The following is a 20,398-nucleotide window of genomic DNA, read 5'->3' as shown; positions in this document are numbered from 1 at the left end:
ACCTTGCTAGAGAGAATAAATCCTCAGGATATAAAAAAAGTTATACTAGGAGATAAAATAACAATAGAAGAATTAATTGCAGTTGCTCGTTTTGGAGCAACTGTAGAATTTTCTATAAAATACTATGATAAAGTTAATAAATCAAGAAATCTAGTTGAAAAGTGGATTGATGAAGGCCGCGTAATGTATGGAATAACTACAGGATTTGGGGCACTATGTACTCAAGTTATATCACAGGATGAGACAGCTAAACTTCAAAGAAACATTGTACTTTCCCACTCTACTTCAGTTGGTGACCCTTTATCTATTGAAGAAGTACGTGCAACAATACTTATGGTACTTCAAAATGTAGGTCAAGGATATTGTGGAGCACGTATAGAAACAATGGAATTGTATAAAGAATTTTTAAACCTTGGTGTTACTCCATTTGCTCCAAAGGAAGGTTCAGTTGGATATCTTTCTCCAGAAGCACATATGGCATTAGTACTAATAGGCGAAGGTATGGCGTATTTTGATGGTGAGCTTTTACCAACAAAAGAAGCACTAAAAAGAGCTAACCTAAAACCAACCGTATTATCTTCAAAAGAAGGTCTTGTATTAGTTTCAGGAACTACAAGTGTTACAGCTATTGGAGCACTTGCATTATATGATATGTTGAACTCATCTAAGTCTGCAGATATTATTGGAGCAATGACACTTGAGGTATTAAAAGGAACTACAAAGGCCTTTGATGATCGTTTAATGGGTGTACGTCCACACGAAGATCAAAAAAATACAGCATCTAATGTAAGAAAAGTTTTGGATGACTCAGAAATAGCAAATAATTATAAAAATTTTAGATTACAAGATGCTCTATCTATTAGATGTATCCCTCAACTACACGGTGCTGCTAAAAAGACATTAAACGATGCGCTAAAAACTATTGAAATAGAAATGAACTCATGTTGTGATAACCCTATAATATGGCCTGAAGGCGATGATGGTGAAGCTATATCAGGGTGTAATGCTGATTCATCATATGTTGGAATAGAAATGGATTCATCTTGTATTGCTGCAACAATGATTGCAAAAATGTCTGAGCGTAGAAATAACAGACTTGTAGATGGTAGCTTATCAGAGTATCCATGGTTTTTAATTAAAAAGCCTGGTCTTAATTCTGGACTAATGATACCTCAGTATACACAAGCTGGGTTATTAAATGATATGAAAATTTTATCACACCCTGCTACAGTTGATGGAATACCTACTTGCGGAAACCAAGAAGATTACGTTGCAATGGGATATAATGCTTCAAAAAAAGCAAAACAAGTTTCAGAAAAACTTGAATATATTTTAGCAATAGAGCTTTTATCAGTATATCAAGCACATCAGTTTGTTGAAGAAGAATTTTCACCAGGAAGTGCTACAAAAGCTGTTTTAGATGAGATAGCCTTAACTGTACCTATTATGGAAGAAGATATTTATCTTTATCCTCATATTAATACTATAAAAGATTTAATACATTCTGGAAAACTTGTTGAATTAGTTGAAGAAAAAATTGGAAAGTTGGTGTAAGTGTGAAAGCTAAGATGAATCTTTTTAAAATATTTTTTACTCCTCCATCAACTATGTATGAAAAAATTACTTTACTTGTTATGTTAGTTGTTACATTCATAATATTTTTTTCACCTCTTAAATTTTCTAGTATGTCTCCATTAGAGGCTGTAATTATAGCAGCAATTCCATCACTTACTATTTCATGGGGATGGATATTACTTCTAAGATCAATTTTTAGAAAAAAAGATTTTTGTAAATAACAAACAAAAGAGAATGCCAATGCATTCTCTTTTTATATTTACTCTTTTTCTATTTTTTTCATCTCTTTTTTAATAAGTATAACAGTTATTATAATGGCTAAGATATCAGCTATTGGGAATGACAACCAAACACCTTTAAGACCTAAATCAGCAATCCTAGGAAGTATTAATATTAATGGAGTAAGTAATATAAACTGTCTTAATAATGATAAAACTATAGATGGTACAGCTTTACCAAGAGATTGAAATAATACAGATCCTACAATTTGTATTCCAAGAGTTGGAATTAATGCTATCATTATTCTCAATATATCTGAACCAGTTTTTATTATATTTTGATCTGAAGTAAATGCCCTTATTATTAAATGTGGTATAGTCTGCCCTATTATCCAGCCAAATACAGATATACCAGTAGATATTATTATTGTTACTTTTACAACTTCCTTTACTCTATCTATTTTCTTTGCTCCATAATTATATCCAACTATAGGTTGCATTCCTTGTACTACACCTATTACAGGTAAAAATAAAAATGCAATAACTCTGTTTGTTATTCCAAATATTGTAATAGCTAAATCTCCACCGTAAATTCTTAAAGAGTTATTTACAACAATTGAAAATATTGTATTAGTAGCACTTCTAGTAAAGGCCGAAGAGCCAACTGCAAATATTTCACGAGCTATATCTAGCTTTAGTGCTAAGTGATGAAGTTTTACCTTTAATGTACTTTTTCCGCTATAGAGATATTTAATAACATATATAAATGAAACTACCTGAGAAATTACTGTAGCCCAAGCCGCACCTGCAATACCCATATCAAATCCAAATATAAATATAGGGTCTAATATTATATTTAATATTCCCCCTAATAAAGTTGAAATCATAGGTATCTTTGCATTTCCCTCTGCCTGTATTAAGCTGTTAATAGTCATTGTAAGTGAAAAGAATACACTTCCTAAGAATATAACTTTCATATATTCACTAGCATAAGGTAAAAGGTTTGGAGTTGCACCAAACAATGTTAAAAGTGGATTTGTAAATAATAAACCAATTATAGCGTATAAAGCACTAATTGCAGTAATTAATACATATGCATTACCTGCAATTTGATCTACTCTTTCTATATTTCCAGAACCTAGATTTCTTGAAACTGCAGATGCAGCTCCAATTCCAATCATTTGGGCAAGACCCATGGTAAGCATTTGAACCGGAAATGCTATTGCAAGTCCTCCAATGGCATCTGCCCCTACCCCTTGCCCGACAAACATTGTATCTATAACATTATATAAGCTATTTACCATCATCCCTATTGTAGCTGGCAAAGATAAGCTAAGTAAAAGCTTGCTGATTTTCTCTGTGCCAAGGTTCTCACTTCGTATATTCATTTTGTCCTCCTAGAATTTAGTTACTTTATTGCAAACACAACTATATATGTTATTTTATATATTGTATAAAGTCAATATACATAATTGACGCAGAAACATTTGTAAACACAATACTTCTCTTTAGGCTTATTAACAAGTTCTCCAGCCTCTATTGCATCTATTAATACTTCTTGCATAAAGTATTTATGATTTAACTTATCAAAATTGCTTATCATTTTAACCTCCTATAGATATAAGTAATTATTGAAATACTATCCTATATAAAATTTGTTTATTAAAGAGTATATACCTCCTTTCATCGTGATAGTTTTGTTATTGACATATTTATTTTAAAAATGTATAATTTACCTAACGAACGGTAGGAAGGTGAGTTTATGACAAAAGATAAAATTAAGAAAATAGCTATCTCGAACTTTGCACGATATGGATTTAAAGGTGCTTCACTTGAAAAGATTGCTCAAGAGGTCGGTATAAAAAAACCATCAATTTATAGTCATTTTAGAAACAAGGAAGATTTATACATTAATTGCTTAGAAGAAGTAATATTAATGGATTATTTTTTTGTAGACAAATACCTACACGAAACAAAAGAACAATCATTAGAAATTAAATTAAAACACTTTCTTATTTGTTATAAAAAAAGAGCAGAAGAAAATGATGAAGTAATGTTTTGGATTCGATCACTATACTTCCCCCCAAGGGAACTAGCGGAAAAAAGTATAGAAAGAACAAATGAATATATATTTAAGATAAAAAAATTATTTGAAGATATATTTAAAGAAGAAATATTGGAAGATAAACTACATAAATACAATGCAGAAGAATTAGCCGAAGCTTATTTATGTATTTTTGATGGTTGCATGCTTGAACTTTTTTATACAGGAGATTCAGGGTTTAATCTTCGTTTAGATAGTATTTGGAAAGTATTTTGGCGAGGAATCGCAAATTAATATAAGGAGGAAATTATGGATTGGATTTATGTTGTTATAGCTGGAATTATTGAATTAATTTGGGTTCCTGGTTTAAAAACCGCTGACTCACCTATAGATTGGGGTTTTGTAGCTGGTCTTATTATTTTAAGCTTTTATTTAATTATACAAGCAACAAAATCACTTCCAGTTGGTACAGTTTACGCTGTTTTTACTGGCCTTGGCACAGCTGGAGTTATTTTAGTAGATGTTTTTTTATTTGGCGAATCATTATCTTTTAAGAAACTAATATTTGTATTACTAATAGTAATTGGAGTTGTAGGCCTTAAGCTAATAAATGAAAAAGTTGAAGAAACGCAAGACAAAGAAATACTGGATGAAGGTGGTAATTAAAATGGAGTGGATATTTTTATTAATCGCAGGATCTTTCGAAATCCTTGGACTTTATTTTATGAAAGAATATATTTTAACCGAAAAAAAATCTATGCTACTGTACCAAGTTTTAACCTTTGTTGGAAGTTTTTTATTTTTATCATTGGCTCTAAATAAAATACCTATGGGAACTGCATATTCAGTTTGGACTGGAATTGGTACAGTTGGCGGAGCAGTTATGGGGATTATTGTTTATAAAGAATCAAAGGATTTTAAAAGACTATTTTTTATGGGATGTATTTTAGTAGGTGCAATTGGACTTAAGCTAATAGAAGGATGATTTCTATTTTATATAGAAATCATCTTTCAAATAAACACGCTATTCCCATTCCTCCACCAATACCAAGTGTAGCCAATCCATATTTTTTATTTCTTCTATTAAGTTCTGTAAATAACCTTGTCACTAATATAGCTCCTGATGCTCCATAAGGGTGGCCTATAGATATCGCCCCTCCTCCAACATTTACTTTTTCAAATGGAATATTCAAAGCATTTATTGATGCAACAACCTGCGCTGCAAATGCCTCGTTAAATTCTACTAAGTCAATATCTTTTTTTGTTAATTTAACTTTTTCAAGTAGTTTATTTACAGCTGGAACTGGCCCTATACCTGGCAAATTTGGATTTACTCCACAAACTTCTGCATCAACAAATCTTATCATTTTTTTAAAGCCCATTTCTTTTGCGATATTTTCTTCCATTACAAGGACAATAGATGCTCCATCGTTTACTCCACACGAGTTTCCTAGGGTTACAGTACCATTTTTTTTGAAAATAGGTCTAACTCTTTTAATCAAACGTTCATAGTCTAATCCTTCTTTTATTCCTTCATCTCTTAAATACTTATCATCTATTGGAACTATCTCATCTATAAAAGCATTGTTTTCTAAAGAATTTAATGTTTTCTTATAACTAGATATTGCAAATTCATCTTGCATTTCCCTAGTTATATTATAAATTTTCGCTACATTTTCTGCTCCAATTCCCATATCAGGATCTCCTATTTCCTCAGGTGAAAACCTAGCACGTTTGTGATAAGGGGATAAACTACAACTTTCAACTCCACCAGCCAAAATGCAATTACTAGCTCCAGATTTAACTAAATAACAAGCTAATCTTATAGCTTCAAGTCCTGAGCCACATTGTCTATCAATTGTAATACCAGGAATAGATATAGGTAAATTTGCTTTAAGTGCAGAAAGCCTTGCTATATTTCCGCCAGGTCCAACAACATTTCCTAATATAACATCCTCTATTAATTTAGGAGATATTTGCGATGTCTCTATAATATCTTTAATAACTATAGATGCTAAATCCTCAGGAGGCATATCTTTAAAATACCCTCCCTTTTTTCCAATAACAGTACGTTTAGCTAAAACTATTACTGCATTTCTCATTTTAAATTCTCCTTTATGTAATTTTCCCTTAATACTTCACGTGCAATTTTTCCACTATAAGTATAAGGAAATTCATTTAAAACATTCCATTTTGTAGGAATTTTATAACTAGATAATCTTTTTCTTACATATTTTTTTAAGTCTATTAAAGAAAACATATTATTATCTTTAACTTTTATAAAAGAAACTAACTTCTCTCCCCAATATTCATCTTTTATTCCTATAACACAAGCTTCTATAACATCTTCATTTTGTAGTAATACACTTTCTATTTCCTCAGGATATACATTTACGCCTCCAACAATAAGCTTATTTTTATCTCTTCCAACTAAATATATATATCCATCTTCAGTTTGTCTTGCCAAGTCTCCAACTGTAGCCCATCCATTTTTTAATACTTCTTTTGTACCCTCTTCATTTTTATAATATCCTGAGAATATAAGATTACTTTTAACATATAATTTTCCTATTTCCCCTTTTTTAACTTCTGTTCCATTATTTCTAATAGAAACTTCTACATTGAAAAATGGTTTACCTATAGACTCTGGCCTTATTATATTTCCAATAGGATCAAGGTAAGTTACAAAACTCAGCTCTGATGCTCCATAAAATTCATAAAACTCAGATTTATAAAAAACATCTCTTATTCTTTCTTTTAATCCATATTCCCACTTAGCTCCTGAACATATTATTTTTAATGGCCGATTAAAAACCTGTGCAGTATTTTCACGTACTAAAGCTTCCAACATTGTCGGCACTGCAAATAAAACAGTATTTGTATTTTTTCTCATAAGTTCATATGTTCTAATAGGTGAGAATTTCTCTAATAATATAATAGTTCCACCTATAAATAATGTACTTATAGCTGCATATAAAAATAATGAATGCACTAAGTTCCCTATTATAAGTACATTATGTTCCTTAGTTATATTAAAATCATTTGTACTACAATTAAAGCTTTCTACCCAAGAAAGATGATTTCTAACAAATGCCTTTGGTTTGCCCGTTGTCCCAGATGTAAATCCCATATAAAATAAATCTTTTTCACAAGTAGTTATATCAAAAACCTTACATTCTGAGGAAATCCCTTCTTCAAATTCCACTTTTGTAATTACTTTTATTGAAAATTCTTTTATTTCTTTGATAAACCTCTCGTCAGAAATAATTAGATCAGGATTTATATACATTATCTTTTCTTTTATTTCTTCATATTTCCACTTTGTATCAAATGGTATAGCAACCCATCCTGCATGAACTGCCCCTGTGAATACTTGCAAAAAAGTTATACTGTTTTTCAATAAAATTACAACTTTTCCCTTTGATTTTAAATTATTAAAATAATTAGCACTTTTATTTATAAGGTTATTCCACTCATAGTAGTTAACTTCTTTATTACCAAAAACAATAGCTACTTTATTGTCTTTTGAGTGTTTTTTATATGTACTTGTAATAATCATAAAATCTCTCCTTAAAAAATTAAAAGGTATGCCTATAAGGCAAACCTTTTATATTAATTTACTTATTATAAGATTTTAATACACTTATATTAGCAATGCGTGTTACTAATATAGTTGAAATTATTACTTTTATTAAATCTCCTGGTATAAATGCAAGACATCCTTTAGTTGCCGCCAGTATAGGAGTATTTGTCATAAATGCCATAACAGGAATTCCAATAGCGTATATAACTATTACTCCACCTATTAAAGTTGCTAAAAATGTATTTTTATAATTTATCTTTTCTACACGTTCAAGTATAAATCCAATTGTAAATGCGGCTAATGGCCAAGAAAGTAAGAATCCTGCAGAAGGTCCTACAAATGCACTAAATCCTCCGCGCCCACCAGATAGCCCTGGAATTCCTACTGCTATTAATATTAAAAATACTATTTGACTTGCAGCTCCTAAGCGTGACCCTAATATCGCTCCTGCTAACATTACCCCCAGTGTTTGAATTGTAATTGGTACAGGTATAAAGGATAGCGGTATAGCAGGTATAACTCCCATAACTATCATTAATGCAGCAAATAACGCCACATATACCATGTTCTTAATTTTCATATAAACTCCCCCGTCTAATTTATTTTATAGATAAATTATAAAATAAATATAAACTTGCGTCAACCCTATATTTAAAATAGGTTAACCAAAATAATTAATTACTAATTATTTTGGTTAACCTTATAAAATGCTTATATACTTTTTAAAAATTCATAAATAAGTGTATAATAAACAAAAAATAATAATAATAGTTTATGTAAAATAAAATATTCCAAGATAGCTCAACGGTGAAGCACTCGTCTGTTAACCGATAGGTTGAGGGTCCCAATCCCTCTTTTAGAGCCAATAGATAAGGAGTTGTCATATGACAACTCTTTTTTATATTTGGATGTGTTTTAATATAGTGTTGATATTAAGTCTATTTAATCAACAGAAGTCATCTTTTTAAATTCATTTTTATCTTTTAAAAATTGTTCCATATCATTTAAAAATTGAAAAAGCATTGCTCTATTTTCAAATTCTTCTCTAGTTGTTGGAAGAGGCATTTTCTTGAAAATATCTCTTAATATATTTAAATCACGAAGTAAATCCTCTGCTGTATTATCTTCATATATTGAATATGCTACTTTTTCTGTAAATTTAGATATCATAATAGTTTGATCATATGTAACAAAGAATTTTTGGAAATGCTCCTTCATTCTTTCAATGCTTTCAAACTGTTTAATTCTCATTTCTATATATTGCACATAATAACTTGAATCTGATAAAACATAATTATTTAGATTTTTATAAGCTCGCTTTCTTGCATAATAAAGCTTCTCTTCTAGATCATTAAATAAATTGTCTTCTGTTATTAAACTATAGTCTTCCTTTAAACAAATTGCCATTTTTATTAATATTTCCTTCATCTTTTCTTCAATGTATACTTGATCTTCTTTAATTTCCTTTTCTATACTAGGCATATAAACATTTAATATCAATGCTATTCCTACACCTATAAACATAAGCTCTAATTCATTTTGAATCAAATCTATACTAAATGAATTCTTATCTAATAAATGTGTTACAATTACAGAACTTACAACTATTCCTTCTTCTATATTTAATCTTACAGCTAAAGATATAAAAATTAATATAAATATACCAAAAACTATAGGATTGTATCCAAGTAATTTAAAGAGAATACTCGAAATAATTAAAGCTAAAATACATGCAAATATACGTTGACTAGCTATAATTACAGATTTTTTCCTTGTACTTTGAATGCTTAATATGGTAATTATCCCTGCAGCTGCTGCATATGATAAACCTAATTCCTTTGCAATAATAATTGAAATTGAAGCTCCTATACCTGTTTTTAATGTTCTGTATCCAATAAATTTCATATTAATTACTATTTATCTTCACGAAGCATATATTCGTTTCCATCTTGGTCTTTAAATGAGAACATTTTTCCATAAGGCATAATCATAAGTTCTCCTACTTCAACACTATTTTCTTTCATTTTGTTATAAGAATCTTCTATATCAGTAGTACTTAATAATATAGATGGGTGTTCAATATTAGTTGATGGATTTTGAGATTTCATTAAATTCTTATCATATAAAATAAATGTTGTAAATGCGCTTTCACTTGGCCCAACTTCTAACCATTTCATGTTTGGTCCCATTGGTTGTTCTAACTTAACTACAAAGTTTAATTTTTCAGTCCAGAACTTCTTAGCATCATCTTGATTGTTTACGTATAATGTTATTTTTCCTATTTTGTTTATCATTTGTATATCTCCTCTTATTAATTTTTCTTCTAAAATACTATAGATTATAAACTATAATTAACATAATTAATTATAGTTTATAATCAACAAGCTAACTTCTTAATTCCTTTAACAAATTAAATACTTCTTCATCCTCAACTTGTGAAAAATCCTTATAATATGGACCTACTGAAGTAAAATCATCTGGTGAATAAATACATATTACCTCATCTACGATTTCTTTAAATTGCTTAACTGTATGTCTTGGTCCTACAGGAACAGCTAAAACAATTTTAACTGCTCCAAGATTCTTAATTGACTTTATTGCTGCAGTTAAAGTGAATCCAGTGGCAATTCCATCATCAATTAGTATTACAGTCTTATCTTTAACATCTGGAAGTGCCTCAGTTCCTCTGTACTCCTTTAATCTTCTTTTAATTTCATTTATTTGATCATTTATTTCTTGTGCTAAATATTTATTTGATATCTTAAGTGCTTTAACAAAATATTCATTTATAATATAACTTCTATCAACTGATACTGCACCTACAGCTACTTCTTTATTATCAGGTGCGCCAATTTTTCTTGGAATTATTAAATCCCATTCAAAATTATATCTTTTGATTGTATCATAAGCTACTTCAATACCACCTCTTGGGACTGCAAGCACTATTACATTCTCATTTTTAAATTTTTCAAGATGGTCTGCAATTTTTTCTCCTGCATCTCTTCTATTTAGAAAAATCATTTAAATACACCACTCTTTCTAGTTACTCTAATATAATTTTTTACTAAACGTTATGTATTTATTATCTAAATTTTACTTATTTAAAGCTTACTATCATCTACACTTTCTAACCATTCATCGATATTTCCTATAACAGAACTTACACACCCATCTTCAAAAGGTGACTTAAGATTTCCTAGTTTAACTAACTCTAAAAACGACTTAATTCCACCTACACTACATAGTTTCATATAATCTTCCCAACCTTTTGTTCTATCTTCACTCATTTTCTTCCAAAATTGAAGTGCGCATATTTGAGCTAATGTATAATCTATATAATAAAAAGGATTTTTGAATATATGGCCTTGTTTAAACCACCAAGTTCCCTTTTCTAAAAAATCACATCCTTCATAGTCTTTGTGAGGAAGGTATTTTTTCTCAAGAGATCTCCACATTTGCTTTCTTTCATCATATGTTGCATTAGGATTTTCATATATTAAATGTTGGAACTCATCTACAACTATACCATAAGGTATAAACTTAATAGCACTACCTAAGTGAGCAAACTTATATTTTTCTGTATCTTCTTCAAAGAATAAGTTCATCCATGGCCAAGTTATAAACTCCATACTCATAGAATGTATCTCACAGCTTTCATATGTTGGGAAGTTTAACTCTGGCATTTCTATATGTCTTGACATATAAACTTGAAAAGCATGACCTGCTTCATGAGTAAGCACATCTATATCATCAGAAGTTGAGTTAAAGTTTGAGAATATAAATGGAGACTTATAATTAGGTATATAAGTACAGTATCCACCAGGGCCTTTGTTTTTCTTAGACAATACATCTAAAAGTTCATTTTCCATCATAAATTTAAAGAATTCCCTAGTTTCATCTGATAGCTCACTATACATTTTAATTCCATTTTGTAAAATAAACTCTGGGCTTCCCTTTGGAGTTGCATTTCCACTTTCAAACTCAAAAGGCTCGTCTATATATTTAAGATTTTCTAAATTAAGTCTTTTTGCCTGTCTTTTATATAATTTATTTGCAACTGGAACTATATATTCTAGTACTTGTTTTCTAAAATTAGAAACATCACCTGCATTATAATCAGTTCTATACATTCTTATATAACCTAGTTCTCCAAAGCTATCAAACCCTAATTTTCTTGCCATCTTATCTCTTACTTTTACAAGTTTGTCGTATAATTCATCAAACTTTTCTTCATTTGTTTCAAAGAACTTATAATATAAATCTGAAGCTTCTTTTCTTGTACTTCTATCCTTTGATTGCATAAAAGGACTCATTTGAGATAAGTTTCTTTCGTCATCTTGGAAGTTTATCTTACAACTTGCAAGTAACTTAGTGTATTCAGATGTTAATTTATTTTCTTCTTTAAGCTCTTCTATTATTTCACTTGAAAAAGACTTTAGATTAAACTCTGCTATTTTGAAGAATTGCTCTCCTATTTCTTTTACTAGTTCATCTTTGAATTTTGAATTAACCATACTTTTATAAAAAGTAGAGTTTAATTCTTCATATAATGGTGAGTTTTCATCCCAGTAATTTTTTTCGTTAATATTATTTTCATCTGCTGTATTTATACTGTATTTTATAGAAGATATAGTACTCATAGTATCTATGTTGTTTCTTAATTTGTTTAACTCTTTTATGTATCTTAATTGTTCTTCATATGTATTACTATTGTCTATTTTAAATATTATTTCATTAAATTCTATTTTGATATCTTCATAATTTGGCCTTTCATATTTAAATTCACTAAATTTCAATTTATACACTCCTTTACACATTTTTGAACTCAATTAGTATTATTACTATATTATTATATTATACACAAAAAAAGCCACATTTAACAAAATATGGCTTTCATAAACTTAATGTATTATATATTTATACTACGTTTATTCAAATCTATTGCCATGCTCATAGTATTCTTCTTTCTTCCTTCCTCTGAACCATGCGTATATCCAACAACATCAAAATGTTTATCAAGTTCTTTTATAAACTCTTCATGATGCTGACATCTACCTCTTATACATGTAGATAAATGTACTACGTCTACATTTGCTTTTTGAAATTTTTCTATCTTAGCCTTAAGACTTTCTATCGGATTTTCATTACAACCATTGCAGTGGTTAAAAGAAACTAACTGACATCCATCATCTTCATATTGCTTAAAAGAATCTTGCTTTTGATTAAATGCTCTTAAGCATCCATTGGCCGTACATGTTTTTGAAACCACTCCACACACATATATAGCAATATTTTTCATCTTATATACCTCTCTATTTTACAAAATAAGGTATATTATACCATAGTTTAAAACTCATTTATGTGATAATTATCACCAAACTAAATAACAAATATTAAATTGTTTAGTTGTCTTTTTTTAACTAAACATGTACACCGTACTACTATATGTATTGTATTTGATAATTATCAATATATATGTTTACATAATTTACATATCAGAAAGACGAATTCTAACTATTTCTGCAAATAATTCTGCACCGGTCTCTAGTATTGTGTCATTATAATCATAATGGTAATTGTGTAAAGGAATAATCTCATTTTCACTGTTTGCACTACCTATGAATACAAAGCAACCAGGTACTTTCTGTATAAATGTACCAAAATCTTCCGAACCCATAATTGGGTCACAGTCTGCATTTACATTTTCTTCTCCAACTATATTTCTTGCCGCCTGTATAGCAATTTCAGTGCATTGTTCCCAATTAACAGTAGGTAAAAATTCATGGGTATATTCAAACTTACATTCAGCTTCATGAGAATCACATATATTTTCACAGATTTTTTTCATTCTTTTTTCGATTAGTTTCTGAACTTCAGGAGTGAAGCTTCTAGTATCTCCTTTAATTTCTACATTAGTAGGTATAGCATTTCGGATTCCATCCGTATGAATTTCCGTACAGGAAATAACGGCAGTATCTATTGGATTTATATTACGTGAAACTATAGTTTGTAATGCAAGAATAATTTCAGCTGCAATTACAAGCGGATCGACTCCCATATGTGGACTAGAAGCATGCATACCTTTTCCCTTAATGCGAATAACAAAATTATCTTCACTTGCCATAATACCACCTACTCTAGTTGATATTGTTCCTGCTGGTAATGCCGGCATATTATGCATTCCATAAATTTCGTCCACAGGAAAACGCTCAAATAACTTGTCATCTAGCATAGCTTGTGAGCCTTTACCTGGTTCTTCAGCTGGTTGAAAAATAAATCTTACTGTACCATTAAAGTTTCTTCTCTCTGATAGCAATTTAGCTACACCTAATAATGTGGCCATATGACCGTCATGTCCGCATGCATGCATTATTCCAGGATTCTGTGAACTATAAATATGTTGTCCCCCTTCTGTAAGTTTAATAGCATCCATATCTGACCTAAGACCAATAACGCCTTTTCCATCTCCAACTTTAAGATTTGCTACAAGACCGGTAATTCCTATATTTTTATGAACCTCCAGCCCCATGTCCGTAAGTACTTTAGCTAAATATTCTGAAGTATTCTTTTCTTCAAATGCTACTTCAGGATACATATGCAAATAATGTCTCCATTCTTTAAGTTGTTTTTCAAAATAAGTATTCTTCATTAATATCCCCCCATTTTAATATATCTTCATTCATGGTTATTTAGTAACCAAATATAGTTATATATACAACCTATGTATCACCTATGTTGTCCAATGATTCAGAAGTATCTAGGATATTCATTTGATAAAAAGGATAATTAAAAGACATCTATCATATGATAGATGTCTTTTATGCATATATATCCGAAAACTCAATTTGTATAGCCTCTATATTTCTGCTTCTTACAATTGACTTTTCATTGCTCTCTAAAGTTTGGTTTATTTGGGTAATGGGCAATGTAATAATAAATTCACTGCCCTTTCCAATTTCACTTTTAACTTCAATATTTCCATCATGTAGCTCAACTAAAGACTTTACAAGAGATAGTCCTATTCCACTTCCTTCTTTGTTTCTTTTTATAGTATTTTCTACTTGGTCGAATCTTTCAAATATAGAATTTAATTTATCTTCTGGAATACCTATACCTGTATCTTTAATAGATATAACTATTCTATCTGTTTTATCATACATATTTACAAATATTTCTCCTTGAGGATTTGTAAATTTTATAGCATTGGAAAGTAAGTTTAAAACAACTCTTTCAATTTTATCAGGGTCTATAGCAACGACTTTATCTTCTATATCTGTATCGAATATAACATCTATCCCCTTTTGCTTTGAATAATCCGCAATGGATAGAGTAATATCTTCTACGATACTTACAATATTATGATTTTCTTTATTTATTTTATAAAAACCACCTTCAATTTTAGTTATATCAATTATATTATTAATTAATCTAATCAATCTAAAGCAGTTTTGGTTTACAATATGTATATGTTTATTTATATCTTCTTCTGTTAAATTTCTATTCATATTTTGAGCTTCTAAAAGCTGACTTGACCCATATATAACATTTAATGGGGTTTTTAGTTCATGTGACATATTTGAGAAAAATTCAGTCTTTACTCTATCATAATATAACATTTCTTTATATTTTTCATTTATTTTTATAGCCTTTTTATTCTCTGTTATATCTCTAATAATAGATAGAATATATCCATCTCCTTTAATGTTAAAAGGCGTAGAACATATCTCTATATCTAATATCTCTCCATCATGTCTTATTATTTGTTGTTCTGAAAACCGTGCGGTTTTATTTTCATCTAAAACTTCTTTTCTCCTATTCCTAACCATTTCTTCGTACTCAGGAGTTACATTTATAAAATCATTCCCTTTATGTCCAATTACTTCATCTTTACTGGCTACATTTAAAATATTCATCATAGCATTATTAACATAAATGTACTTTCCATCGCGTAATATACATACTCCATCAGGTAAAAGTTCAATTATTTTGTTGTATGCATTATTACTTTTTATTAGTTTATCTTCTAGCAGTTTACGCTCTGCAAGATTTGTTTCGATTATAGACTTATATATCTTATAATAAGATAAATTTTCATTGTCTTCTTGCATATTCATAAATATTATCCCCCTAATTTATTTAATCACCTTAGTGTTTAGTATAATTTATATATATGCTTTATATCTTAAATTATAACATATTTCATAAAATTTTAACAAATTAATGGTTATATTTCCAAACAATTTTATAATTAAAGTATATTAATCAAAAAAATATTGCCATAAATTTATGGCAATACCTTTATCTTAAATCATTTATATTGTTTTCTATACTTAAAAATTGAAGTATACTTTGTAATGGTAGTTTTCCGCTTTCTATAGCTAATCCAAATTCTTCAAAAGATTTAGCGATATCGTCATCGTATGTTTTTACTATTCCTTGCTCTAATTCATTTAAATGAAGATAAATATACTCTTTTATATCTCCTAGACTTCTTATATTTTTTATTTCTTCTCCACGTAAAACATGTTTGAATATTTCAAAACCCTGGCCCTTTGCATTCCAAATTGATATTTGAAACGTTACTAAAGACTTTTCTAAATATATTCCACTGCTTATAGTGTTCATTTCATTTAAATTCTCGTATAAATGTTGATTGAAATCTATAAAACCGCCGGATGCTATTTCATATGTTTTTTGGTCACTATATTCTAAATTACTACATTGTATTATTTCATGTAAGTCTTGATATCCATCGCTTTCTATTAATATTTGTGCTAATTTTGTAGCCTGTAAAAATAGTTTATCTTTAGTTAAAAATTGCATTGCTTAACTCTCTCCTTTTTCTTTTTCAAGTTTTATACCATAATGACTTAAAGATACATCTATATCGTCTACTACACTAAAGCCCGATTTTATACAAAGTTCTTTCATTTCGTCTTTAGATATTCTTTCATGAATAGCAGGGCCCATTTTTGTTTCCTTTTTATCCCAATCAATTATTAAAAGATATCCTTCTTCTTTTAAAACTCTTCTTACTTCTTTTAAATATAGTTCCCTATCTTCAACTTCATGAATAACATTACTTATAAATACATATTTTACCGACTCATTCTCTAATGGAAATGAATATTCCTTACTTAATTTAAATTCTATGTTGCTAATCTCTTCAGCTTTTTCTCTTGCAATATCTAAAATCTCAGGCATAATATCTATTCCGACTGCCTTGTTGTTTTTAAGAAACCTTGCTGCTGGTATTGTAAAATATCCTATTCCACATCCTACATCTAATAATACACCATCATCCTTAATATTAAATTTTTCTAGGATTACTTCCGGGGGCATGGTTCTTCTTCTTTCTGGATTATCCAATTTTTCTATATTTTTAATATCAAATTTATGCATTTTATCCCTTCCCTTTTTTAATTATTCATATAACAAAATTTAATAAAATTTTCAATAAAATCTATGTTGCTATCTTTTAGGTATATAAAATTAAATTCTCTATAGATTTCTAATCCTTCAATAGGAATTATTTTTATAGAGCCTAGTTCTAACTCTCTTTTTATTGTTTCTTTTGAAATAATAGTATATCCTAAATTTTCTTCAACTAATGATTTTATTGCATTTATACTTCCAAGCTCCATATATGGGCTAAAATTATCCATACTATATCCTAAATCGTTCAACTTATTTTCAAATATTTCCCTGGTTCCAGAGCCAACTTCTCTTAATATTAATTTACCTTGCAAAACTTCTTCAATAGAAACTTTATCCCTTATACAAAAGATATTTTTAGATGATACAGCAAGAACTAACTCATCATCTTTATACTTTTTATAATTAAATTTATTTCTATTAAAATTTCCTTCGATAAATGCTAAATCGAGTTTTCTATTTAGTAATTTATCTACTATATCTTCAGTATTACCCACTTGAAGAATTATATCTATATTTGGATGAATCCTTTTATGCTCTGCTAAAATATATGAAAGCAAATATCCACCTATAGTCATTGATGCACCTACATTATATACTTTACGAATTCCGCTTTTATTCTTTATTTCAGTCTCTAAGTTTCTGTATATAAGCTCTATCTCCTTAGCATATTTATATAAAATTAACCCCTCTTCCGTTAGACTAATCTTTTTTCCTTGCTTTTTGATTAGATTTACCTCGTAATATTCTTCAAGATGCTTAATATGTTGAGATACAGCAGGTTGGGTTATATTTAAAATTTCTGCTGCCTTAGTAAAACTCTTAATCTTTGCAACTGTTATAAATGTTAGCAACTTTATATCCTGCAAAATATCCCCCCTAAAATTATATACTTTCTTAATTAATATCTTTTAAATTCTATAATACTATATTAACAAAAAGTTATAACAATTGCTTATGATTTAATAAGAATATCTAATTTGTTGTTTAATAATTTATATAGTATGATTAATTCATAATTTAAGTAGGGAGATGATTTTAGTGGACTTTATTAAAAGAAATTTACCAGGTATTTTATTTGCTTTTATAATAGCGCTTTTTGCTAATTGGCTAGGTTCAATATTCCCTATTATAGGGGGAGCGGTATTTGGAATAGTAATTGGGATTATTATTAATAACTTTATAGGCAAGCCTGAGATTGTTGAAAAAGGTGTTACCTTTACTTCAAAAAAGATACTTCAATGGGCTATTATTGTATTAGGTGCTGGTTTGAGTCTTACTCAAGTTTGGAAAACAGGATTGAGCTCATTTTCTGTTATGATATTTACTTTATTATCGGCATTTATTACTGCATATGGTGTTGGTAAACTAATGGGTATCCCAAGTAATTTAAAATCACTAATAGGCGTGGGTACTGCTATATGTGGCGGATCTGCAATTGCTGCAATTTCTCCAATTATTGAAGCTGATGATATGGAAATAGCCTATTCTATTTCTACTATATTTTTATTTAACGTTATTGCAGTATTAATATTTCCACCATTAGGTCATCTACTTGGTTTTTCTGACAGCGCATTTGGGTTATGGGCTGGTACAGCCATTAATGATACATCTTCTGTAGTTGCAGCTGGTTACGCATACAGTAATGCTGCTGGTGCCTATGCTACTATAGTTAAACTTACAAGGACTACAATGATTATTCCAATATCATTAATATTTGCCTTTATAGTAGCTTATAAAAAGAAAAAGGCTACAATAGAAGACCCTCAAGTAAACTACAGTTTTAAAAAAATATTTCCTTGGTTTATAATTTGGTTTTTAGTTGCATCATTATTAAATACAATAGGAGTATTCCCAGAAAGTAGCATTTTCTATATTAATACTATAGGTAAATTTATGATAGTAATGGCTCTTACTGCTATTGGATTAAATTCAGATTTTAAAAAGATGCTTAAAACTGGAGTTAAACCTATAATCCTAGGTTTAATTGTATGGTTTGTAGTTGCAGTTGTAAGCATTATAGTTCAAAACATAACAGGGCAAATATAACCTTATTTGTCCTTAGTAAGCTGTAAAAAAGTAACTTTAGCAAAAGTACAAATATAAAAGAAGCAGATAAAAAACTCTGCTTCTTTTATATTTAAAATGATAATCCTATTTAATTATTCACTTATTGGAACGAAGCAACCGCCACCTTGACCATTCCCCATCATCCCTCTACCTTGACCTTGTCTTTTACCGAAGTCCCCAGTACAGTTTTGCATATTTGAATTTAATTTTGCTTTTAAATCCTCTCCTTCTTCTTTTGTGATTACCCCTTTAGCTACAGCATCATCAATAGATTTTGATTTTTCTGCAAGTAAAGAATCTTTTAACTCATCCTGAGTCATCCCTTTTTCTTCAGCTACGTCATAAGGTGTTTTTCCTGAATCTATAGCATCTCTAATTTCTGTATCAGATAGACCTAACTTACTTTTAAGGATATTACTTATATAATCATATCCTCTCATAGATGTTATTCTTCCTAGGCCTAATCTTTGCTCTGATGCCTCTACCTCAGTGCTATCTGCAGATGCATATACAGTAGCTCCTGTGCCTATTGCCATAGTAAGTGCTAAGGCAGAAATAATGTTTTTCATTTTCATTTTCGTTTCCTCCAAATTTTATTTTAGTTACCATTTCCTTGGTACATATCTATAATAGCCAAATATTTTGTTTAAATAATGGTGTAATTGTGATGAATTTGCAAAAGTTATATAAAATAATTTCACAAATTCATCACATTTAAAACAATCTTTAGTCAAATATATAAAATACAATTATAATATTAGTAGACTATTAAATAATAAGGTAGGTTTTATTATGAATAAAAAAATACTTATAGTTGAAGATGAAACTAAACTTTCTGAAGTAATGACTTTATATTTTAAAAAAGAAAATTATGATGTAGTTTGTGCTTCTGATGGAAAAATAGCTGAAAATATAATAACTGACTATATTTTTGATTTAATAATTCTTGATGTTATGCTTCCTGGTAAAGATGGTTGGGCCCTACTTAGAAAAATTAAATCAACTAGTAATACTCCAGTAATATTGACAACTGCTAGAGGAGAAGAAGATGATAGAATCTTCGGTTTAGAATTAGGTGCAGATGACTACATGGTTAAGCCACTGAGCATGAGAGAACTAGTTCTTCGTGTAAATTTAAGAATTAATACCAAGTCTAATCAAGGAAATTCCATAAATTTTGGCAATTTAACTATCTTAGAGGAAAATAGAGAAGTATTAGAAAATAACGAATCCATATATCTAACACCTAAGGAGTTTGATCTTTTACTATTTTTAAGTAAAAATACAGGGCAGGTTTTTAATAGAGAGAGGTTATTAAATACTGTATGGAGTTATGATTATGTAGGTGACTCAAGAACAGTTGATACACATATAAAAAAATTAAGAGAAAAAATAAGGTTTTGTGAAGATCACCTTCAAACTGTATGGGGAGTCGGATACAAATTAGTACCTTAGCAAAAGAGCATCAATCTA

23 protein-coding genes are annotated in these 20,398 nt (G+C 29.2%); 7 read left to right on the top strand and 16 right to left on the bottom strand.

Features of this window, described 5'->3' with window-relative positions; genetic code table 11:
- The first annotated feature begins 3 nt into the window (after window positions 1-3).
- Window positions 4-1,554, top strand: a complete 1,551-nt coding sequence (locus ACUSRV_RS10385; protein ID WP_490141883.1) for an HAL/PAL/TAL family ammonia-lyase — start codon at window positions 4-6, stop codon at window positions 1,552-1,554.
- Window positions 1,555-1,556: 2 nt separating this feature from the next.
- Window positions 1,557-1,796: a hypothetical protein gene (locus ACUSRV_RS10380; protein WP_490141882.1), complete on the top strand. Its 240-nt coding sequence runs from the start codon at window positions 1,557-1,559 to the stop codon at window positions 1,794-1,796.
- A 38-nt stretch (window positions 1,797-1,834) separates the two neighbouring features.
- Here ACUSRV_RS10380 and ACUSRV_RS10375 read toward each other — a convergent pair whose 3' ends face one another.
- Both ACUSRV_RS10375 and ACUSRV_RS10370 read right to left on the bottom strand, forming a co-directional pair.
- Window positions 1,835-3,181, bottom strand: coding sequence for an MATE family efflux transporter (locus ACUSRV_RS10375; protein WP_490141881.1), 1,347 nt, complete (start codon window positions 3,179-3,181; stop codon window positions 1,835-1,837).
- A gap of 71 nt (window positions 3,182-3,252) precedes the next feature.
- Window positions 3,253-3,396: a hypothetical protein gene (locus tag ACUSRV_RS10370; RefSeq protein ID WP_490141880.1), complete on the bottom strand. Its 144-nt coding sequence runs from the start codon at window positions 3,394-3,396 to the stop codon at window positions 3,253-3,255.
- Between the two features lie 159 nt (window positions 3,397-3,555).
- Here ACUSRV_RS10370 and ACUSRV_RS10365 point away from each other — a divergent pair, with 159 nt between their 5' ends.
- The 3 genes from ACUSRV_RS10365 to ACUSRV_RS10355 are packed head-to-tail and all read left to right on the top strand — an operon-like array spanning window position 3,556 to window position 4,822.
- Window positions 3,556-4,131 carry a TetR/AcrR family transcriptional regulator gene (locus ACUSRV_RS10365; RefSeq protein ID WP_490141879.1) on the top strand — a complete coding sequence of 192 codons (576 nt, stop codon included), beginning with the start codon at window positions 3,556-3,558 and terminating at the stop codon, window positions 4,129-4,131.
- 15 nt (window positions 4,132-4,146) lie between these two features.
- A complete protein-coding gene (locus tag ACUSRV_RS10360) occupies window positions 4,147-4,503 on the top strand; it encodes a DMT family transporter (RefSeq protein WP_490141878.1) in 357 nt (118 codons plus the stop codon).
- A 1-nt stretch (window position 4,504) separates the two neighbouring features.
- A complete protein-coding gene (locus ACUSRV_RS10355) occupies window positions 4,505-4,822 on the top strand; it encodes a DMT family transporter (protein ID WP_490141877.1) in 318 nt (105 codons plus the stop codon).
- Window positions 4,823-4,841: 19 nt separating this feature from the next.
- On the opposite strand, the gene ACUSRV_RS10350 is transcribed toward ACUSRV_RS10355, so the two are convergent.
- The 13 genes from ACUSRV_RS10350 to ACUSRV_RS10290 form a co-directional block, all read right to left on the bottom strand.
- Window positions 4,842-5,939, bottom strand: coding sequence for an acetyl-CoA C-acyltransferase (locus tag ACUSRV_RS10350; protein WP_490141876.1), 1,098 nt, complete (start codon window positions 5,937-5,939; stop codon window positions 4,842-4,844).
- Window positions 5,936-7,396, bottom strand: a complete 1,461-nt coding sequence (locus tag ACUSRV_RS10345; RefSeq protein WP_490141875.1) for an AMP-binding protein — start codon at window positions 7,394-7,396, stop codon at window positions 5,936-5,938. Before ACUSRV_RS10345 ends, ACUSRV_RS10350 begins: the two co-directional genes overlap by 4 nt.
- Before the next feature lie 58 nt (window positions 7,397-7,454).
- Window positions 7,455-8,000 carry a biotin transporter BioY gene (locus ACUSRV_RS10340; RefSeq protein ID WP_490141874.1) on the bottom strand — a complete coding sequence of 182 codons (546 nt, stop codon included), beginning with the start codon at window positions 7,998-8,000 and terminating at the stop codon, window positions 7,455-7,457.
- A 362-nt stretch (window positions 8,001-8,362) separates the two neighbouring features.
- Window positions 8,363-9,325 carry an aromatic acid exporter family protein gene (locus ACUSRV_RS10335; protein ID WP_490141873.1) on the bottom strand — a complete coding sequence of 321 codons (963 nt, stop codon included), beginning with the start codon at window positions 9,323-9,325 and terminating at the stop codon, window positions 8,363-8,365.
- A gap of 8 nt (window positions 9,326-9,333) precedes the next feature.
- Window positions 9,334-9,714, bottom strand: coding sequence for a VOC family protein (locus tag ACUSRV_RS10330; protein WP_490141872.1), 381 nt, complete (start codon window positions 9,712-9,714; stop codon window positions 9,334-9,336).
- Between the two features lie 91 nt (window positions 9,715-9,805).
- Window positions 9,806-10,441 (bottom strand): phosphoribosyltransferase, encoded by a 636-nt coding sequence (locus tag ACUSRV_RS10325; protein ID WP_490141871.1) that lies wholly within the window; start codon window positions 10,439-10,441, stop codon window positions 9,806-9,808.
- A gap of 80 nt (window positions 10,442-10,521) precedes the next feature.
- Window positions 10,522-12,216 carry a M3 family oligoendopeptidase gene (locus ACUSRV_RS10320; RefSeq protein WP_490141870.1) on the bottom strand — a complete coding sequence of 565 codons (1,695 nt, stop codon included), beginning with the start codon at window positions 12,214-12,216 and terminating at the stop codon, window positions 10,522-10,524.
- Window positions 12,217-12,329: 113 nt separating this feature from the next.
- Window positions 12,330-12,719: a CGGC domain-containing protein gene (locus ACUSRV_RS10315; protein WP_490141869.1), complete on the bottom strand. Its 390-nt coding sequence runs from the start codon at window positions 12,717-12,719 to the stop codon at window positions 12,330-12,332.
- A 189-nt stretch (window positions 12,720-12,908) separates the two neighbouring features.
- On the bottom strand, window positions 12,909-14,069 hold the full coding sequence (locus ACUSRV_RS10310; protein ID WP_490141868.1) for a M20 aminoacylase family protein: 1,161 nt from the start codon (window positions 14,067-14,069) through the stop codon (window positions 12,909-12,911).
- A gap of 169 nt (window positions 14,070-14,238) precedes the next feature.
- On the bottom strand, window positions 14,239-15,534 hold the full coding sequence (locus tag ACUSRV_RS10305; RefSeq protein ID WP_490141867.1) for a PAS domain-containing sensor histidine kinase: 1,296 nt from the start codon (window positions 15,532-15,534) through the stop codon (window positions 14,239-14,241).
- Between the two features lie 184 nt (window positions 15,535-15,718).
- The gene (locus ACUSRV_RS10300) at window positions 15,719-16,243 is read right to left on the bottom strand and encodes a hypothetical protein (protein ID WP_490141866.1); all 525 of its coding nucleotides are present in this window, start codon (window positions 16,241-16,243) and stop codon (window positions 15,719-15,721) included.
- 3 nt (window positions 16,244-16,246) lie between these two features.
- Window positions 16,247-16,822: a class I SAM-dependent methyltransferase gene (locus tag ACUSRV_RS10295; RefSeq protein ID WP_490141865.1), complete on the bottom strand. Its 576-nt coding sequence runs from the start codon at window positions 16,820-16,822 to the stop codon at window positions 16,247-16,249.
- Between the two features lie 17 nt (window positions 16,823-16,839).
- Window positions 16,840-17,724, bottom strand: coding sequence for a LysR family transcriptional regulator (locus tag ACUSRV_RS10290; RefSeq protein WP_490141864.1), 885 nt, complete (start codon window positions 17,722-17,724; stop codon window positions 16,840-16,842).
- Window positions 17,725-17,896: 172 nt separating this feature from the next.
- On the opposite strand from ACUSRV_RS10290, the gene ACUSRV_RS10285 reads away from it, so the two are divergent.
- Window positions 17,897-18,904: a YeiH family protein gene (locus tag ACUSRV_RS10285; RefSeq protein ID WP_490141863.1), complete on the top strand. Its 1,008-nt coding sequence runs from the start codon at window positions 17,897-17,899 to the stop codon at window positions 18,902-18,904.
- 113 nt (window positions 18,905-19,017) lie between these two features.
- On the opposite strand, the gene ACUSRV_RS10280 is transcribed toward ACUSRV_RS10285, so the two are convergent.
- On the bottom strand, window positions 19,018-19,500 hold the full coding sequence (locus tag ACUSRV_RS10280; protein ID WP_490141862.1) for a hypothetical protein: 483 nt from the start codon (window positions 19,498-19,500) through the stop codon (window positions 19,018-19,020).
- Window positions 19,501-19,717: 217 nt separating this feature from the next.
- Here ACUSRV_RS10280 and ACUSRV_RS10275 point away from each other — a divergent pair, with 217 nt between their 5' ends.
- Complete coding sequence (locus ACUSRV_RS10275; RefSeq protein ID WP_490141861.1) at window positions 19,718-20,380, top strand: response regulator transcription factor; 663 nt, start codon at window positions 19,718-19,720, stop codon at window positions 20,378-20,380.
- The last annotated feature ends 18 nt before the right edge of the window (window positions 20,381-20,398 follow it).

The organism is Sporacetigenium sp. TC11 (assembly GCF_058146105.1).
Note: the sequence above shows the minus strand (reverse complement) of the source record. Positions and strands in the feature narration are given on the sequence as shown.

What these genes read in the sequence shown, in the direction of transcription:
- ACUSRV_RS10375 (WP_490141881.1), bottom strand. Translation starts at nt 3,181, where the DNA reads ATGAATATACGAAGTGAGAACCTTGGCACAGAGAAAATCAGCAAGCTT.
- ACUSRV_RS10370 (WP_490141880.1), bottom strand. Translation starts at nt 3,396, where the DNA reads ATGATAAGCAATTTTGATAAGTTAAATCATAAATACTTTATGCAAGAA.
- ACUSRV_RS10365 (WP_490141879.1), top strand. Translation starts at nt 3,556, where the DNA reads ATGACAAAAGATAAAATTAAGAAAATAGCTATCTCGAACTTTGCACGA.
- ACUSRV_RS10360 (WP_490141878.1), top strand. Translation starts at nt 4,147, where the DNA reads ATGGATTGGATTTATGTTGTTATAGCTGGAATTATTGAATTAATTTGG.
- ACUSRV_RS10355 (WP_490141877.1), top strand. Translation starts at nt 4,505, where the DNA reads ATGGAGTGGATATTTTTATTAATCGCAGGATCTTTCGAAATCCTTGGA.
- ACUSRV_RS10350 (WP_490141876.1), bottom strand. Translation starts at nt 5,939, where the DNA reads ATGAGAAATGCAGTAATAGTTTTAGCTAAACGTACTGTTATTGGAAAA.
- ACUSRV_RS10345 (WP_490141875.1), bottom strand. Translation starts at nt 7,396, where the DNA reads ATGATTATTACAAGTACATATAAAAAACACTCAAAAGACAATAAAGTA.
- ACUSRV_RS10340 (WP_490141874.1), bottom strand. Translation starts at nt 8,000, where the DNA reads ATGAAAATTAAGAACATGGTATATGTGGCGTTATTTGCTGCATTAATG.
- ACUSRV_RS10335 (WP_490141873.1), bottom strand. Translation starts at nt 9,325, where the DNA reads ATGAAATTTATTGGATACAGAACATTAAAAACAGGTATAGGAGCTTCA.
- ACUSRV_RS10330 (WP_490141872.1), bottom strand. Translation starts at nt 9,714, where the DNA reads ATGATAAACAAAATAGGAAAAATAACATTATACGTAAACAATCAAGAT.
- ACUSRV_RS10325 (WP_490141871.1), bottom strand. Translation starts at nt 10,441, where the DNA reads ATGATTTTTCTAAATAGAAGAGATGCAGGAGAAAAAATTGCAGACCAT.
- ACUSRV_RS10315 (WP_490141869.1), bottom strand. Translation starts at nt 12,719, where the DNA reads ATGAAAAATATTGCTATATATGTGTGTGGAGTGGTTTCAAAAACATGT.
- ACUSRV_RS10310 (WP_490141868.1), bottom strand. Translation starts at nt 14,069, where the DNA reads ATGAAGAATACTTATTTTGAAAAACAACTTAAAGAATGGAGACATTAT.
- ACUSRV_RS10305 (WP_490141867.1), bottom strand. Translation starts at nt 15,534, where the DNA reads ATGAATATGCAAGAAGACAATGAAAATTTATCTTATTATAAGATATAT.
- ACUSRV_RS10300 (WP_490141866.1), bottom strand. Translation starts at nt 16,243, where the DNA reads ATGCAATTTTTAACTAAAGATAAACTATTTTTACAGGCTACAAAATTA.
- ACUSRV_RS10295 (WP_490141865.1), bottom strand. Translation starts at nt 16,822, where the DNA reads ATGCATAAATTTGATATTAAAAATATAGAAAAATTGGATAATCCAGAA.
- ACUSRV_RS10280 (WP_490141862.1), bottom strand. Translation starts at nt 19,500, where the DNA reads ATGAAAATGAAAAACATTATTTCTGCCTTAGCACTTACTATGGCAATA.
- ACUSRV_RS10275 (WP_490141861.1), top strand. Translation starts at nt 19,718, where the DNA reads ATGAATAAAAAAATACTTATAGTTGAAGATGAAACTAAACTTTCTGAA.